Origin of the sequence: Microcoleus sp. S36b_A4, from assembly GCF_036700645.1 — a bacterium.
Classification (GTDB): Bacteria; Cyanobacteriota; Cyanobacteriia; order Cyanobacteriales; family Microcoleaceae; genus Microcoleus.
In genome coordinates this window covers 1-20,994 of sequence record NZ_JAUBPI010000102.1, presented here as the reverse complement: position 1 = coordinate 20,994, position 20,994 = coordinate 1, and the positions used below count along the sequence as shown (strand labels likewise).

The 20,994-nt window shown below is 47.6% G+C and carries 16 protein-coding genes; 8 read left to right on the top strand and 8 right to left on the bottom strand.

What is annotated here, in order from left to right; genetic code table 11:
• Nucleotides 1-332 precede the first annotated feature (332 nt).
• The 4 genes from QUA03_RS24330 to QUA03_RS24315 all read right to left on the bottom strand — a co-directional run bounded on the left by QUA03_RS24330 (nucleotide 333) and on the right by QUA03_RS24315 (nucleotide 7,265).
• Complete coding sequence (locus QUA03_RS24330; RefSeq protein ID WP_333215688.1) at nucleotides 333-2,060, bottom strand: chemotaxis protein CheB; 1,728 nt, start codon at nucleotides 2,058-2,060, stop codon at nucleotides 333-335.
• A 319-nt stretch (nucleotides 2,061-2,379) separates the two neighbouring features.
• Nucleotides 2,380-3,600: an ABC transporter permease gene (locus QUA03_RS24325; RefSeq protein ID WP_333215685.1), complete on the bottom strand. Its 1,221-nt coding sequence runs from the start codon at nucleotides 3,598-3,600 to the stop codon at nucleotides 2,380-2,382.
• A 203-nt stretch (nucleotides 3,601-3,803) separates the two neighbouring features.
• Nucleotides 3,804-5,021: an ABC transporter permease gene (locus QUA03_RS24320; RefSeq protein WP_333215683.1), complete on the bottom strand. Its 1,218-nt coding sequence runs from the start codon at nucleotides 5,019-5,021 to the stop codon at nucleotides 3,804-3,806.
• A gap of 375 nt (nucleotides 5,022-5,396) precedes the next feature.
• Nucleotides 5,397-7,265, bottom strand: a complete 1,869-nt coding sequence (locus tag QUA03_RS24315; RefSeq protein ID WP_333215681.1) for an efflux RND transporter periplasmic adaptor subunit — start codon at nucleotides 7,263-7,265, stop codon at nucleotides 5,397-5,399.
• Between the two features lie 252 nt (nucleotides 7,266-7,517).
• Here QUA03_RS24315 and QUA03_RS24310 point away from each other — a divergent pair, with 252 nt between their 5' ends.
• Nucleotides 7,518-7,667, top strand: a complete 150-nt coding sequence (locus tag QUA03_RS24310) for a hypothetical protein (protein WP_333215679.1) — start codon at nucleotides 7,518-7,520, stop codon at nucleotides 7,665-7,667.
• A 116-nt stretch (nucleotides 7,668-7,783) separates the two neighbouring features.
• Entirely contained in the window at nucleotides 7,784-8,194 is a 411-nt protein-coding gene (locus QUA03_RS24305; protein WP_333215677.1) for a hypothetical protein, read from the top strand.
• 11 nt (nucleotides 8,195-8,205) lie between these two features.
• Here the strand turns inward: QUA03_RS24305 and QUA03_RS24300 are convergent, their stop codons facing one another.
• The 4 genes from QUA03_RS24300 to QUA03_RS24285 form a co-directional block, all read right to left on the bottom strand.
• The gene (locus QUA03_RS24300) at nucleotides 8,206-9,216 is read right to left on the bottom strand and encodes an ABC transporter permease (protein ID WP_333215675.1); all 1,011 of its coding nucleotides are present in this window, start codon (nucleotides 9,214-9,216) and stop codon (nucleotides 8,206-8,208) included.
• Between the two features lie 9 nt (nucleotides 9,217-9,225).
• Nucleotides 9,226-9,777: an AAA family ATPase gene (locus QUA03_RS24295; RefSeq protein WP_333215673.1), complete on the bottom strand. Its 552-nt coding sequence runs from the start codon at nucleotides 9,775-9,777 to the stop codon at nucleotides 9,226-9,228.
• Nucleotides 9,778-9,842: 65 nt separating this feature from the next.
• Nucleotides 9,843-11,501, bottom strand: coding sequence for an ABC transporter substrate-binding protein (locus QUA03_RS24290; protein ID WP_333215671.1), 1,659 nt, complete (start codon nucleotides 11,499-11,501; stop codon nucleotides 9,843-9,845).
• Nucleotides 11,502-11,991: 490 nt separating this feature from the next.
• Nucleotides 11,992-12,606 (bottom strand): hypothetical protein, encoded by a 615-nt coding sequence (locus QUA03_RS24285; protein ID WP_333215669.1) that lies wholly within the window; start codon nucleotides 12,604-12,606, stop codon nucleotides 11,992-11,994.
• Nucleotides 12,607-13,452: 846 nt separating this feature from the next.
• Here QUA03_RS24285 and QUA03_RS24280 point away from each other — a divergent pair.
• From QUA03_RS24280 to QUA03_RS24255, 6 genes are all read left to right on the top strand, one after another.
• A complete protein-coding gene (locus QUA03_RS24280; RefSeq protein ID WP_333215667.1) occupies nucleotides 13,453-15,024 on the top strand; it encodes a protein kinase domain-containing protein in 1,572 nt (523 codons plus the stop codon).
• A 520-nt stretch (nucleotides 15,025-15,544) separates the two neighbouring features.
• Nucleotides 15,545-15,877 carry a DUF6825 family protein gene (locus QUA03_RS24275; protein WP_333048510.1) on the top strand — a complete coding sequence of 111 codons (333 nt, stop codon included), beginning with the start codon at nucleotides 15,545-15,547 and terminating at the stop codon, nucleotides 15,875-15,877.
• A 111-nt stretch (nucleotides 15,878-15,988) separates the two neighbouring features.
• The gene (locus QUA03_RS24270) at nucleotides 15,989-17,755 is read left to right on the top strand and encodes an AarF/ABC1/UbiB kinase family protein (protein ID WP_333215665.1); all 1,767 of its coding nucleotides are present in this window, start codon (nucleotides 15,989-15,991) and stop codon (nucleotides 17,753-17,755) included.
• 415 nt (nucleotides 17,756-18,170) lie between these two features.
• Nucleotides 18,171-18,902 (top strand): PP2C family serine/threonine-protein phosphatase, encoded by a 732-nt coding sequence (locus QUA03_RS24265; protein WP_333064224.1) that lies wholly within the window; start codon nucleotides 18,171-18,173, stop codon nucleotides 18,900-18,902.
• A gap of 99 nt (nucleotides 18,903-19,001) precedes the next feature.
• Nucleotides 19,002-20,204, top strand: coding sequence for an anhydro-N-acetylmuramic acid kinase (locus QUA03_RS24260; protein ID WP_333215664.1), 1,203 nt, complete (start codon nucleotides 19,002-19,004; stop codon nucleotides 20,202-20,204).
• An 80-nt stretch (nucleotides 20,205-20,284) separates the two neighbouring features.
• Nucleotides 20,285-20,734 (top strand): hypothetical protein, encoded by a 450-nt coding sequence (locus QUA03_RS24255; RefSeq protein ID WP_333042233.1) that lies wholly within the window; start codon nucleotides 20,285-20,287, stop codon nucleotides 20,732-20,734.
• The last annotated feature ends 260 nt before the right edge of the window (nucleotides 20,735-20,994 follow it).

Sequence of the window (20,994 nt, the reverse complement as noted above, 5' to 3'; positions counted from 1 at the left end):
CTCATGATGGTCTCGGATGATTCACTTTTACCCCCTCAATCTGCCTATGTGCCAGTTGGGGTGCGGAATGTGGGTTGTAGTATCTGAGATCCTCCTTCGCCAGAAGCTCTTTGACTTTAGAGTCTGGTAGCAATTCTTTCCAGGGTAAGGCGACGCTCTGTAAAAATTGTTGCTTGAGAATAGACGCACGATTGGGCATACTAGAGAGAGATATTTTGGTTTGTAAGGCAATTATCTACGCAGATAGTGCCTTACAGATTTTTTTTTGCTCACTTTTTCAGTGCCATTGGACTTCAGTCCTCACTACAAAACTATCGGGAACTGCTACTTTCCTACACTAAGAAATTCTGGACAACATAGTTCCCCACATTTCTACCCGCACTCAAGCCATTTACGTTAGCACTCATGAAATGGATGCCTCCGTAAATGCGACTCATTCCCGATTCGTCGGCCGCTTCGCTGAAGTTCTGGTAGGTTCGCAAACTGTTGACAGATTGATCTCCCCGATCGGCAAAGCCGTAATCCGAACCAAATATAGAACTCATAACGGCATCGGCTGCACCGCTAAAGGTACTGTGACCAGACGTGTACTCAGGGAACGGCGGAGTAGTTATCAGCGGAGTCCATAGGGGGTCGGCTGTCGTGTTGGGATTGTTGTCTGTGTCTGCTTGGCGAATAGCTGTCACCGGCCGCCACAAGTTGTACTCATACTTGGTATCCCAGCAACTAATAGCTGCATCGGCGAGAGCAATATTCAGCATGGCAAACAAGCGGGCGCTATCTTCCAGGGATGTGGCGGTGAGAGTTGCTGTTTCTTCGGCGATTTGATTCCAGTGGCCCGGAGGCGTAAACGTCCCAGCGCCGTTAGCCCAGAATTTGGCGATCGCAGTTTGGTCTGGGGTGCGGGTGAGGCTGTCACTTTTACCGATTTCTTTGACGTAGTTCACTTCCTCTGCGTACTTGGCGCTGTCAAGGGCGGGCGGGCCTGCCGGGCGGAACTGAGAACCGCTAGTCATGGCAAAGGGAGTAACTTCTCCCCACTGTGGCGCCAGCGCGGCGGCAAGGGCAGGGGGAGTCGGCACCCAACTACCGGGGTCGGTTTTGGGGGTGTACTGCACTACTTGCGTGATGCCGTCTGTACTCCGCGAACTGATAATTTGGTCAGCAACTTGCTGTCCGAGGGCAATCCCGTCTTCTTTAGCTTTGCCATCGGTAATTTTAGCTAAAGACGATGCGTATACTTCGTTGAATGTGGCTGCTTGCGCTGGGTAGAGGCTGACTAGGGTGCGGTGGGCTGCGGCTGCTGTGGCGGCTTCTGCTGATGTGCCTGCTGGTGCATCTATGTTGACCTGGTAATGGCTGTATTTTTTGCTGATCGAGTTAACAGCATCGTGAATGGCTGCGTGAACCATTGCCATGTTGCGGGAGGCGAGGGGAGGCGCGGTGTTGCCTGTCCGCACTGCATTCAGCATGACTCCGTTCCACTCAATGACAGGGTTTCCCGATAGCTGACTTGTGAATTGGTCGCGGTTGATTGTGTTGCTGTTGACTCCCGCCAATACTACTAAATACTCGCCCGTGAGTTTGTCTTGAATTATAGTGCTGTTGCTGTTGACGCCGGTGCCTTGCTGGATGTTTAAATCTTCAAAGCTGAGGCCGTCTAGCAATCGAATTTTGTCATTGCCGTTGCCGAAGTCGGCGATGTAGTCGGCGGCAGCTACAGTTGGGCCGCCACTGCCTTTAGCAATGGCAAATATATCATCGCCTGTGCCACCGCTGATGGTATCGCTACCTACGCCTGCGTAGATGATATCGTTGCCGGAATCGCCACCAATTAGGTCGCTGCCTTTGCCTCCCCAGAGGATGTCATTGTCTGCACCAGCAAGAATCGTATCGTTACCTTGGTCGCCGCAGATTTTGTCTTTGCCTACATCGCCTTCTAGATAGTCGTCTCCGCTGTTGGCATAAATTATGTCGTTGCCATCCAATCCGTTAAATCTGTCTGGTTGGGTGGTTCCTTCAAGATAGTCAAATTTAGGACTAGGGGTGAGGGATGCCATGTTTCTTTATTGGATATTTTGATTAAAGCCCAAAGGTTAGTACCGTCTGTAGATGCTTAGGTGTGTTTACCCCTGATTTAATAATATTAAACTTTCTGGTTGATAAGTAAACGCCACAACCAAGCTTTATTTAATATTTAACGGGCTTTTTATGAAGTTGGGCGCTTTGAATTTGCGTAAAAATACAGATATTGAAACTGCATTAGATACTGCAACGTTGTTAATTTTTTATAAAAAAACGTTTTTTTTATCTTTAGAGCAAGATAATTTTTACCAGCATAAAAGGTGCGGATTGTGTAACTGAATAAGTATATGTTGATTAAGCACTTCTCAAAGCTGCGATCGGGTCGAGTTTGGCGGCTTGGCGGGCGGGGACAACGCCGAAGAAGAGGCCAACTGCACCGGATACACTGACCGCAAGGGCGATCGCCACGGGTGATATTCCAGCTTGCAATGGGGTGAAATTACCTACAAGCAAGATACCACCAACACCTACGCAAGTACCGACTATCCCTCCGGCAGCGGATAAAATCACAGCTTCGACAATAAATTGAAATAAGATATCTTGGTGGGAGGCGCCGATCGCCTTTCTGAGCCCGATTTCCTGAGTGCGTTCGCTGACGGACACCAGCATAATGTTCATAATCCCAATGCCACCGACTAATAGGGAAATGCTGGCAACAGCAGTTAACATCAGAGTCAAAGCGCCGGAAATTGCCCCCATTCTTGCCATTAAATCTTTCTGATTTCTGACAGTAAAGTCATCTTCGGTAGTAATTTTGTGCCGCAATCTCAGCAAGTTTTCCACCTGAAATTGCGCCGCGTCCATTTGCAATTCATCTTTAATCGAAATAAATATCGACGTGACAGCTAAACCATAGGGAGATTTGCGCCCGACTATGCGATTGGCCATTGTGGTGATCGGCACAGCGGCGGAATTATCAAAATTCGTACCAAAAGATGTGCCTTTGGGCGCCAATACTCCAATTACTTTGACGCTGACATTTTGGATACGCACCTGTTCGCCCAAGGGATTTGTATTGCCAAAAAGTTTCTCTGCTAATTCTGAACCGAGAACCACAACTTGGTTACTTTGCTTAACATCTAGTTCGCTCAAAAACCGCCCTTTGGCCATTTCAAAGCTTCTGACTTCTAGAAATTCGGGAATCGTGCCAAAAATTAGAGACGAAACATTTTTGTTGCTGTAGCGAACTATTTCGGAACTGTTAAGTTCTGCTGACACGCCTTGAACGGATGGGACTTGAGTTGCGATCGCCTTTGCGTCTGGCAGTACGAGAGTTTGAGGCGCACTTGAGATGGTACTTCGCCTAGCGTTGGGAACTCCAGGCCTCACGATTAATACGTTTGTACCCAGGGATTGAACTTGTCCTGCTACAAATTTTTGAGCTCCTTCTCCTATTCCAATCATGGCAATTACTGAGGCGTTGCCGACAATCATGCCAATCATGGTTAAACTGCTGCGAGTTTTGTTTGCTAGCAGTGTTTGACCTGCCATTTTGACGCTTTCAATAAAATTCATACTTTGTTACGAGTTATTAGTTATTAATTATGAGTTATAGGAATCCTAAATGAGTCGTAAATTTTTCACCCCACCCCAACCCTCCCCTTACTAAGGGGAGGGAGTAAGAAATTCACAAATGATTTAGGATTGCTATAGGAGTTATTAGTTATTGTTATAACCGTGAATAGTCAACCGTGAACAGTCAACAGTCAACAAACTAATTAAGCACTTCTCAATGCCACAATCGGGTCTAATTTAGCAGCTTGTTTTGCAGGTACGATGCCGAAAAATAAGCCGATGCTGCCGGAAACACCTACTGCCAGGGCGATCGCCATTGGGGAAACACTAGCTTGCAGGGGAGTAAAAGCAGCTACTACAAGCACGCCGCCGATACCGAATGCAGTGCCGATCGCACCGCCTGCCGCTGACAAAATCACAGACTCGATCATAAACTGAATTAGGATATCTTGCTGAGAAGCTCCGATCGCCTTTCTCAATCCAATTTCTTTGGTACGTTCCGTAACAGAAACCAGCATGATATTCATAATCCCGATGCCACCAACAAACAGCGAAATTGCCGCCACGAAAGCCAACATCAACGTCAAAGCACCAGTAATACTGCCCAAAGTATTCATTAAATCTTTCTGATTTCGGACAGTAAAATCATCCTCTTTAGTAATTTTGTGCCGCAACCTGAGCAGGTTTTCTATTTGAAATTGGGCTGCTTGCATCATAGTTTCATCTTTGATAGCAACCGAAATAAATGTTACTTTTGTACCGTAGGGAGACGAGCGACCAACAATTCTATTTGCCATTGTTGTCAGAGGCAAATAAACATTCATATCTTGATTGTCGCCAAAACTTGAGCCTTTCGCCTGCATGACTCCAATCACTTGAAAAGTCGAGTTTTTGATGCGAATGTATTGACCAATTGGCGGTGTATTACCAAATAATTGTTCGGCAGCTTCCGATCCTAAAGCAACCACATTTTCTTGTCTTTCTAAATCTAATTTGTTTAAAAATCGACCTTGACCAACATCAAAGCTTCTGACTGTCAAAAATTCTGGGGTAGTTCCGACAATCGAAGATGAGACATTTTTGTTGCGGTAGGTAACGAGTTGACTGTCATTGAGAGTTGGTGCGACTTCTTGGACAGAAGGAACTTGAGATGCGATCGCCTCTGCATCCTCCACTACTAAAGTCTGAGGTGGAATCACCGGGCGGCTTTGCGCTTCAGGACTTCCGGGAATAATAAATAGCAAGTTTGAACCCAGAGAGTTAACCTGTCCTTCGATAAATGTTTGAGCTCCTTCTCCGATACCGATCATCGAAATGACAGAAGCATTGCCTATGATAATTCCTAACATCGTCAAGGTGCTGCGAAGCTTGTTTGCCATCAAAGTTGTGACGGCCATTTTGACGCTTTCAACAATATCCATAATTCGATTTTAGATTTTGGATTTTAGATTTTAGATTTGGGAATTGGGATTATTCGATTTTAGATTTTAGATTTGGGATTTGGGATTGGATTATTCGATTTTAGATTTTAGATTTTAGATTTGGGATTTGGGATTGGGATTATTGGTGTCAACTTAATATTTAAACCCATAATAAACTCGCTTGTAGCCGAGTCTATATCCCCCTAAATCCCCCTTATTAAGAGGGACTTCGACTGCTCTTGTCCCCCCCTTGTTAAGTGGGGTTAGGGGGGATCTCCGGGTGGGAAAACACCGTAGAGCGATCGAGATAAATAAGGCCCCATGCCCTATGCCCCATGCCCCATGCCCCATGCCCCATGCCCTATGCCCTATGCCCTATTTCTGATTCTTGATAATATCCTCTAATTTTTTACCTTGAGGAAGTTCGGTAAAAACGCGATCGCCCGCTTTTGCACCCTCTAAAATCTGAATCTTGTTACCAATAGTCGAGCCAACCGTAACAGGCTTAAACTTCGGCTGCTGTTTCTCATCGGGAACTAGCACACCCGTTTGACCTTTATTAGTCACAATTGCTACCGTCGGCACAACTAAAGCATTGCTCAGCTTTTGACCGACAAATCTCAAATCTACATTCATCCCCGATTGCAGCGAGTCTTTGCCCGTATCAATGGCAACTCGCACTTGAAATAGCGTCACATCCCGTTCCTTAACTGCTTCAGGTGCAATTAACTTAACGCGACCTTTAAACACTTTATCTGGATAAGCATCGGCGACTATTTCAACTTCTTGCCCCGGTTTAATTTGACTGATATCAGCCTCCGGGACTTTCGCCAAAACTTCCACATCTCTAGCTAAAGCGACAATCGATGTCGAAGTTGCCGAAGTAGCTTCCGAGGCCGAAGTTGCCGGAGTTACAAAAGCTCCTTGGATGGCGTATCTTTGGGTAATAATTCCCGCAAAAGGAGCGCGAACTTTCGTATCTTCTAACTGCACTTCTTGAAAGCGAACTTGAGCTTGAGCTTCCTCTAATTCAGCTTTAGCTTGAGCTATTTCTTCGGGGCGAGAACCGTTTTCTTGTGCGTTCAATTGACTTTTGGCTTCAGCAACTGCTGCTTCGGCTTTGGCGATTTCTTCTGGACGGTTGCCGTTTTCTAGCTGCGCTAATTTGCTTCTAGCTTCGGCAACTTCTGCTTCAGCTCTGGCAATTTCTTCCGATCGCGTGCCGTTTTGCAATTGGTTCAATGCTTGCTGCTCGACTTGCACAGCAGCTTGCAGTTGCTGAATTTGGGACTCCCGACTTTCTTGCAGTTGTTGCAGGCGTTTTTGAGATTCTATTAATTTAGCTTGGGCTGTACGATTTTCTTTAATTAATTCATCAAGTTTATCTTTAGCAAGAGCACCTTCTTCAACTAAAGGTCGGTTGCGTTCCACCCGTTGAGCTGTTAGTTCGGCTTGGGCTTTACTCGAGTCAATTTGCGTTTGTGCTTGGGCAATTTCTTGTTTGACACTACCAGTTTGAGCGTCTGCTAAACGAGCTTGAGCTTGGGCTAAACGAGCTCGCCCTTGGCTGACTTCTTCAACGCGGCTGCCGGCTCGCAGTCGCTGTAAGCCAGCTTGAGTTTGCTGCAAGCGGGCTCTGGCTCCTGCAACTTCTTCAACGCGGCTGCCGGCTTGGGCTTGCGCCAGACTGGCTTCGGCTTGATCTAAGCGCGCTCGGGCGCTGGCGATGTCTTCCGATCTATTCCCGGCTTCAATTTTGGCGAGTTTTGCTCGCGCGCTGGCTTCGCGGGCTTTAGCTTGAGCTAGTTGAGCTTCTACATCGCGGCTTTCCATGCGGGCCACGATTTGTCCTGCTTCAACTTTATCGCCCTGTTCGACAAACAATTCTGCGATCCTGCCGGAGCCTTTAGGGCTGAGATTCACGCGCTGTACGGGCTGCACCGTCCCGCTGGATGTGATCCGCACCGTGAGGTTTTGCGCTTCCACCGGCACTGTCATAGTGGCGATCGCATCTACTTTCGGCTGCGATCGACTTTTTGCTATATATATGGTGGTCGGTACAGCTAGCAACCCGGCTGCAACCAACCCAATCGCCCACCGCTGCGGTTTGCGCGCGGGTTTCTTCGGAGACTGCTTTTGGGCGGTTTTGTTATCTGCAATTTTAGTCTCTGCGGCCTTGGTGTCTACAGTCTGAGTATCTTCCACCTTGACCTGAGCAGTTTCCTTTTTAGGGCTAACGATCATACCGACTCACCTAATTTAATCTCAGGATTACCTTAAAGGTAAAATTTTTGCTGATGCTTGGCATCGTCTTTCAGACTCATCCGATCGGGTGATTTATAAAAAGTTCCCCAACCAGCACCTGTAAACAATTATAGCTAATCTTTGCAAGTTATTACAAAATGTTAAGTTTTTTCAGCCAAAAGAGGTGGATCTAAACAAAATCGCTCCTGGATGCTGGCAAATAAAAATATATTTTAATAAATAATATCATTTTTGCTGCTGAGAAGCGCGCTCCTCAGCAGCAAAAAAGGCGGATCGGGCAGCGGGCGATCGACTACAGTAGGTCATTGCGGACTCGTGTTAGCGATCGCAGCGCGATCGGTCAGTGAATCGCTCGTAACGACACAGTATGGACACACTTAATTCTCATAAACCCGGTTTCACGGGTAGCGGTGCGTAAGTCCTGAATACATATCCACCCTGTGCCCACAACAGGTTAAAATATTTTTCAAATCCGTTAAAAATGGGAAATAAAAACAATGAATCGTCCTCAAAGCGTTACAGTTCTGGCAATCTTGCAGCTAATTAGCGGCGTATTCAGCCTCCTTGACGGCTTGTTCATCTTACTTTTTGCTGGCATTTTTGGCGGTATCGGTGCGGCTGTCGGCGGGGCAAAAGTTGGCACTGTAATCGGCGGCTTCATTGCCATTTTTGCTGGAATTAGTTTTATTTTAGGCCTCCTCTCTTTACTCTTAACTTGGGGTTTGTTTCACCTCAAAAATTGGGCTTGGACGGGAACGTTAATTGTCCACATCATCGCCACCCTCGCGCAAATTGCCAAAATGTTGGGCAGCGGCGGTACAGCAGTCAATTTTTTAACTCTGGGTTTTGCAGTGGCGAGCATTTACTACTTGCTGCGACCGGATGTTAAACAAGCATTTCGTGTCTGATTTCCTTTTCATTAACGGTACTGAATTCTCGGATCGAAAAAAGCATAGGAAATATCAACCGCCAGATTAATCAGTACAAAAGTTACAGCCACAAAAATAACTCCTCCTTGGACAATGGGGTAATCCCGCGTGAGAATACCGCTATAAATCCAAGAACCAATTCCCGGCCACGAGAAAATCGTTTCAGTCAGAATAGCGCCGCCTAAAAGAGTGCCGAACTGCAAACCGATAGTTGTGACGATCGGCAAAAACGCATTTTTCAAAGCGTGTTTCAAAATCACCCAATATTCCGGCAAGCCCTTAGCCCTCGCAGTGCGGATGTAATCTTGAGAAAGCACTTCCAGCATCGCAGAACGAGTGATGCGAGCTATAATAGCCAGAGGAATAGTTCCTAAAGTCAAAGCTGGAAGGATTAAATGGGCGATCGCATCCCGCAAAGCCGCCACATCCCATCTCAGCAACGCATCCAAAACATAAATACCCGTAATCGACTTAAAACCAAACCCCAAATCTACACTAATGCGCCCGCTAGGAGGCAGCCATTTCAGATAAACAGCAAACAAATAAATCAAAATCAATCCCAACCAATACACCGGCAAAGATACGCCAATTAACGAACCGCTCATCGCGAGATTGTCCAGCCAGCTATTTTTCCGAACCGCCGCCACAATTCCCGCCGGAATTCCGATAACCAGTGCCACCAACATCGCCACCACAGACAGTTCAAAAGTAGCAGGCCAGCGACTTGTAATTTCATCAATTATGGGAATACCGCTAATAATACTATTTCCCAAATCGAAGCAGATCAAACTCCATAAAAAAGCAAAATATTGCAAAGGCAAAGGCTGATTCAGACCCAACCTTGCTCTCAAAATTTCCACTTGTTCGGGAGTTCCACGTTCTCCCAAAAGCACTGTAGCTGGGTCTCCCGGTATCAAATGCAAAAATATAAATACTAGCAGAGTGATTCCGAAAAGGACTGGCAAGAGTCCCAGCAAACGTTTAACAATATATTGAAACATCAGTTGATCTCATTCACCTTGCAAATTTGCCAAAATCTGATCGACCGTTTCTTCTACCGTTAGATTGGTTGAATCCAGCCAGTAGCCAAGGCGAGGAGTTTCGGTACGGAGAATGCGATCGAAGGCATAAACCATTGTTTCGTTGGCATATCCGGTTTTCGTTCTTGCTGCATCCCGTGCAGCTACAACTTCTGCATTCGGACACAGAACGATCGCGGACAACGGCACATCGTGGAAAGTGGCAAGTACCTCAGCCAGTGCCGAACCAATGATGATGTCTTGATAAACGACCGTAAAACCAGCCTGGAGATAGTGTCGCGCTGCCATTGCTGCCAGGTGATACCGCAGTTGAAGCTGCTGATATGCCTCTGCTGACAAATTTAACGCCATTTCCGCCTGTCCATTGACAATCATGCGACGAAAGATATCGCCGCGAAGGTGGACACTTTTGGGCAACCGTTCGGCAAGGGATTGGGCCACACTTGACTTTCCGGCAGCCATGTTCCCGGTAATCAAAATAATTTGTGGCCGATGATTTGCAGGTTGCTGGTTGCTCTCCATACCGTTTGTTAAGGTAAATTCATGTAAAGTATGATAACCGAGGAGAGGTTTCTCGATCTAAACTCTCAATTTTTGCTCACTTCCTCAAAAGACTCAGACCCCAAAGGACTCGGAACCCAACCTTGAATATTCTTGCGTTTCCCTAAAAGTGGCTGCGAATGTACGATCGGCAAACGCACAGCTTCCCCATGCAAAATCTCGCTAACTTCCGCATAAATTTTCGCCCTAGCTGCTTTATCCCCACTCGCCCTCCCCCGATCCAAAAGTTCCAGAACTTTCGGATTTTTCCAATTTCCCAAATCCGCCGTCGAACCCGGCCCGAAGTGAGGATAATAAAAATTGTCTGGATCGCCATAATCTCCAGTCCAACCCATCATAAAAGCTTGAAAGCCTGGTGGTTTGAGGCGATCGGCTAAATAAGCAGACCAATCCTTTGTCAGCAATTTTACCCGAATGCCGATCGCGCTCAAATCCGCCGCCAAAGCCTCAGCAATCGGCTTCGGCGTGGGAAAATACGGACGGCTGACGGGCATATACCACAAATCTAAATCAAAACCGTTCGGATAACCGGCTTTCGCCAGCATTGCTTTAGCTTGCTGCGGGTTAAATTGATAATCTTTAACTCGATCGGACGCCGCCCAATTCAGCGCAGGCGGGATAAATTGCGAATCATGTTTTCCGAGTTCTCCCCAGAAAGCTTGGACTATTGCTGGCTTGTTAATTGTTTGGGCGATCGCTCGCCTGACTTCTGGTTTTGACAAAGGTTCGTAACTCGGATTTAACGCTAAATAACCGACGTTAAAAGAAGGTCGCACAACAGTTTCTAAATTAGCATCTGCTTGAACCTCTTTCAATTGATCCGGCGTTAAATCCACACTAAAATCAAGTTGACCCGCTCTCAATTGAGCCAGTCTCGCCGCCGGATCGTCAACAAAACGAATTACCAATTGATTGACTTTTGGCGTGCCAGTTTTCCAATAATTCGGATTTTTCTCCAAAACAATGCGATCGCCCGATCGCCATTCCTGAAACATAAAAGGCCCCGTACCCACCGCCAGCGACCCCGGAGTGCCGTATTTAGCACCCGCTTTTTTCACCGCCGCCGGACTCGCCATCCCGAAATAACCCGACCCAATCGCCGAGGGAAAAGCAGCAAAAGGTTGATTTAAAACAAACTTAATCGTAGACTTATCAACAACTGCCACATCTTTTACCAAGGAATTTTTATCTCCCTTGAAACCACCAAAAAAATTCTTCCAAATTGGATAAGTTTTTCCAGATTCTCGAAAACCGTTAGGATTTTTGGCATCCCACCAGCGATCCACATTAAACTTAACAGCTTCCGCGTCAAAATCCGTACCGTCGTGAAACTTTACCCCGGAACGCAACTTAAAAGTCCAAGTTTTGCCATCTTTAGAACTTGACCATTCAGTAGCGAGACTCGGCTCAAGTTCCACAGTTCCCGGTTTGAAATCAGTCAAGCGATTGTAAATTTGGTCGATAACAATCACCGAATTGCCATCAGTAATATTTCCCGGTTCCAGATTGACCGGCGGCCCACCCGCACCGTAAACTAAAGCCCCAGCCGGAACCGCAGCAGGAGTTGGCCCAGTTGGATAATTATTGCTAACCGTGTTTGAGGACGTGCCACAATTTGATAAAATTACAGCCATCCCAAAAACTATACTTAATAAAACTAAACGCCAAGCTTTTAACAATCTCATTTCAATAGCTCCGGTTTAATAGGAAATTTTACTCATATCAATAAATTCTAATTTGCTCTTTCTCTCCCCTCTGTGGTCTCTGCGTTCTCTGCGGTTCATTTAGTAAATTCTATATTAACAACCCATCTAAATTAACAAACCAAATAAAGCAGCCTGATGATATCATGCTGGATGGCAAAATCTAAACCCACACATTTACATTAGGTGACGCAACCAGCATGAAAGCCAACGTTTTCGCCCCAGCTAGAGGGGTCATTCGATTGTAGATTTTTGATTTTAGATTTTAGATTTCCTCCATGAATGTGGGGGGGAGCATAAACATTCCTTTTCACACCCAAAATATTTTTGAATATCTGCATATAACAACCCGATTCAGAATTCGCCAACATCAAGATTTTTCTCTTTCTCTGCGCCAAGAGCGCCCTCTACAGTTCGTCGAAAAAAATTTACACTTCAAGCAATACGATGGCTATATGCGATCGCACCCACCCTACAAATCCAAACTTTCTTCACCAATAGTTCCCAGTTCCCCGCTACCCAGCAACTCTTCCTCCTCTACCTCCTCACTCCCAGAGTCGAAACTTTCCACTACAAACGGTAAACCAGCCGCCATCAAACCCCGTTGAATCAGTTCCGGCGTTTCCTCAAACAAAACAAATAGCGGATGAACCGCTTCAGCTTCATCACTGTAAATATGCCTGTAGCGGTATGGCATCACCCATTCGTAACCTTTGTCCAGCCAAACCTGAGACTGCCGCCAGCGGCCAAGCAACTCAGAAAACTCTTCGCCCGGACGATGAATGAAAATCAAAATTTCCACTCCAATTTTAACTTTCCATTCAGGATCGCACATCAAAATCGCCAAATCGCAGGGCAAACAAACTGCCTGTCCGGGCGATATGCTAGTGCCGCTGCTTCCGGCATAAGAAACCCCGTCTCGCAAGCGCGCAATGGGCAAAGGAATTGTGATTAAACTCTCATGGGCGCGGCGGATACTCGGAATCATTTCCATGTAAACCCGATATTTTTTCAGCAGGGCGATCGCGGCCGAAGATTCGCTGTACTCTGCTAGTAAAGTCTCGTAATGTGATTGTTTAACAGACATTTTCAAACCAAAGAATAAGTAATTACTAATTGCTGCTAATTGCTAATCGATCGCTTCTCGTTACCAGCAAGACCCCATTTGTGACAACCTAAGCTCAAGTTCCCCAAAGGGGGGAACTTGAGCTTGCCTACAGGCCTTGGTGTGTAACGCGAACACCGATTTAAGCATTGATTGCTCTGGGCTACCAATGCCTGGAGAATGCTTACAGCCTTTTTATTTACAAGGTTTGAGCCATTGACCGTCTCAAGATTAAGCCCGATACAATGCCTCTTTCTCATTTTATGCCGCTCGCCTGAACTTGATCTGAGCCAAAAAGGTAATCTGGTCTGTAAGGTCTGACTCTGCGAGCAACATGGGAAAACGACGTACTATAAATCCAGATCGTATTCGCCATCGGAATGTACCAGTTCGCCTCAACTGAAGTGATCGCAGCCAGAGTGCAAGAATTGCTGTCAATTCTCCAAGCTCAAGATCGCCACGCAGCAATCTGATAAATCATAAGATTGCTCATAAGTCAACCTAAAACCTAAATTTTTACAAAAATCGGCTAATTTTAAAGACTTGTTAAAGTAATGAGGGGTTGTACCCCCCATAAGTTAGAGTCAGATATTATAGATGCACCCTGATGGCTTTCCCGTTCCACAAGAGCGGGATTTTTATTATTGGAAAGCCGGAGCGTTAAGTTTCACAATACCTACTACAGATAAAATGACGTGGGGATGCCAAGATTAAAGATATAGCAGAGCTAAAGCTCAAACTAGGGAGCCGATCGATCAAACCTCACCCCTAACTCTGCGAAATAACCCAAAGGCGGTAGCATAGTTTGGGAAACGGCATCAACTGAAGATGAACTTAGCGCCAGCAACAGTCCTGCAACAGGGCAAATACACAATTAACGCGACTTTAGGGATAGGAGGGTTCGGCATCACTTACCGAGCTATCCACACCCATTTAAACCAAACCGTCGTACTCAAAACCCTCAACGAAAGTCTGCGCCAACACCCAGAATCTGCCCAATTTCAGCAGCAGTTTATTGCCGAAGCCCAACGCCTGTCGCGGTGTCAGCATTCCAACATAGTCAGGGTAATCGACTTTTTTGAAGAAGCCGGACAGTCTTTTATTGCAATGGACTACATTCCGGGCCAAACTCTCGCCCAAATAGTCGAAACCGATCAGCCGCTGCCAGAAGCCCAGGCCGTGCACTATATTCGGCAAATAGCCTCAGCCGTAAGTACAGTTCATCACAGCGGATTGCTGCACGGAGATATCAAGCCAGAAAATATTATCCGGCGAGCTGATTCTCACGTAGTAATGTTAATAGATTTCGGAATTCCCCGTGGCTTTACCGCCGGCACCAAACAAACCCACACTAACTTGCTCTCCCCCGGATACGCGCCGATCGAACAATACCTCTATGACGGTAAATGTACACCGGCCACTGACATCTACGCGATCGCAGCCACCCTCTACTACTTACTCTCCGGCGTGGCCCCCGTAGCAGCACCCCTGCGCGATCGCATCCCCTTGACTGAGTTACGGCAATTTCAGCCCAACCTCAGCCCAAGAATCGAGCGAGCCATCCTTCAGGGACTCGAAATCGACCCCCACAACCGCCCTCAGACAGTGGAAAATTGGCTCACCATGCTGCAAGAAACAGAGCGAGTATCAGTAAAAAGAAAAGGCAAGCAAAGCCTAAGATTGCCCGCACCTCCCCCGCCACAGTTGACTTTTGTGGCATTTGTCGTAACGGCTGCAATTGCAGGCTGGATGGGTTTTGACCTAGCATCGCACTACAACAGCACCAGTCTCAGTAATAGTCCCAAAATTGAATCCTTCCCATCTCTCGAAGATTTGCTCAAATCCCGCGATTTGTCAGAGCCGATGTTCGGACAGCCGTCTGTCGAAAGCACCCCTCTCTACCCCATCGAACTCAACAAGCGTCCCAAACCCCCCTTAGACAGCAGCAACATTCCCGAACAGATCGACGAACCCTCAGAAACTAGCGCCGAACCTTCTGAGTCCCCAAGCCAGGAAACTGGCGCTCCAGATCCCGAAGCGGAACCTGAGCCATCGCCGACGCCCGATCCCGCAGAGGAGCCTTCTGAGTCTCCCATTCCAGAGCCTCAAACCGAAATCAAGCCATATCCCCAACCAGAAGCCGCACCAGTACCTGAAGTTGCGCCCCTGCCGCCAGAACCGCCCGCCGCACCCGCCCCGCCTGCCCCTGAGAGTGCTAGCGCTGAAACCTTGCCGCCGTCGGAATCCCCGTCGCCAGTAATAGCCTCGCCGATCGAGCGATCGCCTGAGCCTGCGATACCAAGCAGCAGTGACAACAATTCAGATAGTTCGATCGCACCTAATTCACCACCCCCTGTGGCAGATCCCACGATGCCTTTTCCCGAACCTGCGACAAATTAGTATGGTTTTTGTTGGTTAAAAGTGCGGACAAATACTTGGTTTTATGAGTCAGGAAATATCCGCTCAGTAGTTGAGATAATAAGGCCCTACCTAGCCAACGACTATCTTCCAAAAACTTCCGTCGAATCTGAAAATCCCAACAGTCGCCGTCTGAGTTTATCGAATATTTCCTATTCCCTCTGCAATCCAAATGCCCGCAAAAAAATGCAGGACTATGTTCTATTTTGATTTAAATTATGTTAGAATATGTGCGCGGCGCTGAGGTGGTGTGATGTCGCGTATCAATACTGCCCTCGCTGCAAACATTTTGGTACAAAGCAACCCCAACCTCGAATTTGAGCCAGTGTCAGCGAGGCTTTTGGGCTAAGCTGTGGCGCGTTAGACTGTTCTAACTCTCAACAATCCCATCCCCGACAATGGGGTGGGATTGTCAATTCCCCCAAACTTCCTTCCTTTGGGAGCAAGCATCATTGGGGACAAGCAAGTTATAATTTGTTGCGGAAGCGCACAGAGATTTTTTATGAGTAAACCCCCAGTTCATGCTTTTTTTGTAGGCAGAGCACTTGCCGAAGCACTGTACGAGCAATTAGAAAGCGCAGCAACCAACGCTTTCTCTGAACTCGGCAAATTTGACGCAGAACAAAGAGAACGCCTGCGGCAGTTCACAGATCGAGTTGTGGAACGGGCCAATCGTGCTTCGGATGAGGCGATGCAGACCAGAACTGGCACTGCAAGCACCACCACTATTCAAGACATCCATCCTGCAGAGTTGCAAGCGACGATTGACGAGCTGCGCGCCGAAGTGGCTCTGGTGCGATCGGAATTGCAGCGTTACCGCAGCAGTTTGCCCTAGCGCTCGATTCGACCACAACTATTATTTACTACGTGAGCGCATTGCTTTGCGCTCCTGCGCTCCTACTTTCAATCAAAGCAACAACATAAAATAAGCAATTTGGGAACCCAAGTGTCTGCTCTCCTTGATAACTCTGTTAATCGCCAGCGCTCCCCCAAGCACACTGGCGAAGCCGATGAGCCAAAAACTGCTAGTAAATCCTACAAAAGTAAAGCTTATCGCTGGAATCGCGAAAAATATTCCCGGAAGCGGCGCTTCTTCGACATTTGGGCCTTTGTCTTGCTCTGGCTGGCTTCCCTCTGGCTCGACAGCAAAAATTGGAGCTACTGGGGAGGCGTGACTGAAGAAAAGAAAGTTGCCAGACGCCGCTTTCAAGCTATCTGGGTTCGAGAAACACTCTTGGATTTGGGGCCAACTTTCATTAAAGTTGGGCAGTTATTTTCCACCCGCGCCGACTTGTTCCCAGCAGAGTTTGTGGAGGAACTTTCTAAGCTGCAAGATAAAGTCCCTGCTTTCAGCTACGAGCAGTTAGAAGTAATTGTCGAGCAAGATTTAGGCAAGACAGTTCAAGAACTCTACCGCAGCTTTGACCCGGTGCCTTTGGCCGCTGCAAGTCTGGGTCAGGTACACAAAGCTCAACTGCATTCGGGCCCGGAAGTGGTGGTCAAGGTGCAGCGACCGGGACTGCGGAAACTGTTCGAGATCGATTTGCAAATTCTTAAAGGAATTGCCCGCTACTTTCAAAACCATCCTAAATGGGGCCGCGGTCGAGATTGGATGGGGATTTATGAGGAATGCTGTCGCATTCTGTGGCTGGAAATTGACTATCTCCATGAAGGCCGGAATGCTGATACTTTTCGTCGCAATTTTAGCAACTGTGACTGGGTGCGGGTGCCAAGGGTTTATTGGCGGTACGCGGCTCCGCGAGTGCTGACTTTGGAATACCTGCCAGGGATTAAAATCAGCCACTACGAAGCTTTGGAAGCGGCCGGTATCGATCGTAAATTAATCGCTCAGTTGGGCGCAAAAGCTTATTTGCGCCAGTTGCTCAACGACGGCTTTTTCCACGCTGACCCACACCCCGGCAACATCGCTGTTAGTGCTGACGGTTGTCTGATTTTCTACGATTTTGGCATGATGGGGCAAATCCAGTCGAACGTCCGCGAAGGACTGATGGAGACGCTCTACGGCATTGCTTCCAAGGATGGACAGCGGATTATGGATTCTCTGATCAATTTGGGAGCGTTGGTGCCTACGGGTGATATGAGTCCGGTGCGCCGCAGCATCCAGTATATGCTGGATAACTTCATGGACAAGCCTTTTGAAAATCAGTCTGTGAGCGCGATTACCGACGACCTTTACGATATTGCCTACAACCAACCTTTTCGCTTCCCAGCTACTTTTACTTTTGTAATGCGAGCTTTTTCCACCATCGAAGGGGTGGGCCGAGGTTTAGATCCCGAGTTCAACTTTATGGAGGTGGCACAACCTTTTGCCATGCAGCTTATGACTAATGGAAATGGCCATGATACCAGTAGCAGCATTTTTAACGAAATCGGCCGTCAGGCGGCTCAGGTGAGTTCGAGTGCTTTGGGTTTGCCCCGCCGGATTGAGGAGACTATTGATAAACTCGAACAGGGAGATTTGCGGATTCGCGTCCGTTCTGCCGAAACAGAGCGCTTGCTGCGCCGCATGAGCAGTGCTCAAATGGGCACGAATTATGCTTTGCTGATGAGTGCTTTTACTTTGTCGGCGACAATTTTGTTTGTCAGCAATCAAGTCTGGCCGGCTGTCGCTGTTGCCGTGCTGGCGGCGGGTGCAGGGTTTGCTATGCTGCGTTTGTTCAAGCGGATCGATCGCTTAGACAGGATGTCATAATGGGGCAATTTGGGATTTGAAATTTCAGGTTTGAGATTTCTCGCCAGCCAAAATTTGACCTCGAATGTTAAGTTTTGGCTGCAATACCACAAATTGCTAAAATTTACAACACTTACGCGCTTTGAGGCTAAAAACCCGGTTGCTGCCTAAGTTTTTCGCCAGATAAACCTCTGATTTTGGGTATAAATCCTGTTTTTTTTGCAGGTGCTGCTTAATTTACTGGGTTTACCGAAATTTTAAGACGGGATTACCATCATATCGATCTACAATATGAGGTCAAGGAACTGCAATTTTTCCAAAACTCGCGATCGCGGGCTGCAGAATTTCAAGTCCGTTCGGGATTTAAGTTTTGGAATAAAAAATTGCACCCCATTAAATCAAGCTTTTAAGTTCGATGAGTCCAATCACCCAATCTATGAAACGCTCTTTCGCAGGTAAGACAGACACAGGGCTAGTTCGTTCCGTAAATCAGGATTCGTACTACATAGACTCTGACGGGCGATTTTTCATAGTGGCCGACGGAATGGGAGGACACGCCGGAGGTCAAGAAGCCAGCCGGATTGCGACTCAGGCGATTCAATCTTATTTGCTCGAACATTGGGAAGGGCCAGAGGATTCTCCGCTGTTGTTGGAAAAGGCTTTTTTAATTGCCAATCAAGCAATTTTGACGGATCAGCTCGACCACCCGGAGCGTGCTGATATGGGGACTACGGCTGTGGTTCTCATGTTTAGGGATGAGGGCCGACCCTGGTGCGCTAATATCGGGGACTCTCGCTTGTACCGACTGCACGGCTCTCGCTTGGAACAGATTACTGAAGACCAGACTTGGGTGGCTCAGGCTGTGAAAAGAAAGGCCCTAACTCCTGACCAAGCTCGCACTCATCCTTGGCGTCACGTTTTGTCCCAGTGTTTAGGCCGCGATGATTTGCGGGAGATAGATATTTTGCCGGTGGACGTGCAGCCTGGGGATCGCTTGCTGCTCTGCAGCGATGGCTTGACTGAAGAACTTTCCGATCCTTTGATAGCTTCGCCTCTGAAGTCGATTCGCGCCTGCGAGGGCGCCGCAAATGCTTTAATTCAAGCTGCTAAGGATAAAGGTGGACGCGATAATATTACTGTGGTGATCGTAACGATCGACCTCAAATAATATTCGATTGCCCGATCGCACCCGACCATCTAAAATCGAAAAATCGAAAAATTGAACAATTGAACAATCTAAAACCTAAAATCTAAAATCTAAAATAGAATGACCCGCGTTATCGGTTTGATCAGCGGCACGTCGGTGGATGGCATTGATGCTGCTTTGGTGGATGTGGTCGGTTCTCAAACAGACTTGAAAGTGCAATTGGTGGCCGGCAAGACTTTCCCTTATCCTGCTAATTTGCGATCGCAAATTCTCTCGGTTTGCAGTGGCTCAGCTTTGTCAATGGCTGAACTAGCAGAATTAGATGATGCCATCGCCCAAGAATTTGCGACGGCGGCATTGACAATTCAAGCAGAATATGATAAAGCCGAATTAATCGGCTCTCACGGTCAAACCGTCTACCACCGACCTGCTGGGAAAGCCCAGAAAGACAGCGCCGGTGGGTTAATGGGTTACAGCTTGCAACTCGGGCGGGGCGCGCTAATTGCGGAATTGACAGGAATTACTACTGTCAGTAACTTTCGATCGGCAGACATTGCTGCAGGGGGTCAAGGAGCACCCTTAGTGTCAATAGTTGATGCCTGCCTGCTGGCGGAACCCAACATCAGCCTCTGCATCCAAAATCTGGGGGGGATTGGCAATGTTACCTATCTTCCGGCCAGAGGAAAAGGGGGAAACAATGACGAGTCTGAGATTTTCAGTTTTGGGGATGGCATATCGGGCTGGGATACAGGCCCGGCGAATTCCCTGTTAGATTTGGCAGTACAGCACTTCTCAGGCGGAACTAAGACGATCGACGAAGGTGGAGCTTGGGCGGCATCGGGCACTCCCTGTCAAGCTTTAGTTGAGGAGTGGCTCGCATCAGACTTCTTCCGCCAAGCACCGCCGAAATCAACGGGGCGAGAGCTATTTGGTGTAGACTATTTTGACAGGTGTTTGGTCGAGGCCCAAGGTTACAACCTCAGTCCTGCTGACGTGCTGGCCACTCTGACAGAACTGACTGTTGTCTCGATCGTTCACAGTTACCAAACTTTTTTACCGGCTATGCCCGATCGAGTTTTACTATGCGGGGGCGGCAGCCACAACCTCTACTTAAAACGCCGATTGCAATCTCAATTGCATCCAGTGCAAGTGTTGACTACTTCTGAGGCAGGCTTGAATGTAGATTTTAAAGAGGCGATCGCTTTCGCGGTTTTAGCCGCATGGCGGGTTCGGGGCATTCCCGGCAATCTGCCTCAAGTTACTGGTGCCCGGACATCGGTACTTTTAGGAGAAATTAACTCTTGTTGGCACAGTTGGGCGTGATAGCATAGAGTCTGAGGGACAACGGCTGTGCGTTGTTGCACCAGCATTGTAGCCAGCAGGAAAAGCATAGGAACAGCACTGTGGCTCACACGTTTTTAATGGAATCTGGCCAATGGACGCTCGAAGGAAGCTGGATTGAGCGCAATGGCGTGCCAATTACGGTTAAGGGCAAAACTTTAGTGAGCTGGAACCGAACAGATTGGTTCAGTATGGTGACAAAGCTCGTATTTCCTGGAGGCGATCGCGAAGAGATTATTTTGCAGTACCGAGGACACCTCAACAGCGATGAACGGCAGTATACTTTTGTACTCCAACACAGCGAACTCGCCCGCGTCGAGGGCGAAGGTTGGATTGCTCCCCAGTCGATCGTCCAGCGTTACTGGGTATTGGGAGACGAACGCCAGCGGCGGACGGGTTTTGATACCCTTCACCGGGTTGATGACAACCGCTACTACCAATCTAGCGGCATCATGTCTGGTCATTACTTGACGAGTACAATGGAGGCGACTCTGGAACGTCAGCCGGAATAACTCTTTCTAGAGTCCACAGTTGCCAGTTCTAGGGATTGATGTGAAAACTGAAGGTTTTGCTAGTCGGGGGTCGCGCTCAGATGTCCGACTAGCGCCATTGTTGTCAAACCTCATCCGCTGCAAATAAACACAAATATATTGAATTGTTAAAAATTTTAAGTGGTTAAAAAATTAACACTTACTTAGGGCTTGCTGAATATATCGCCCGCGTGTTACGTGGCCTGGGTTATTTGATCGCGCGCTCAATAGTAAAGTGCAAG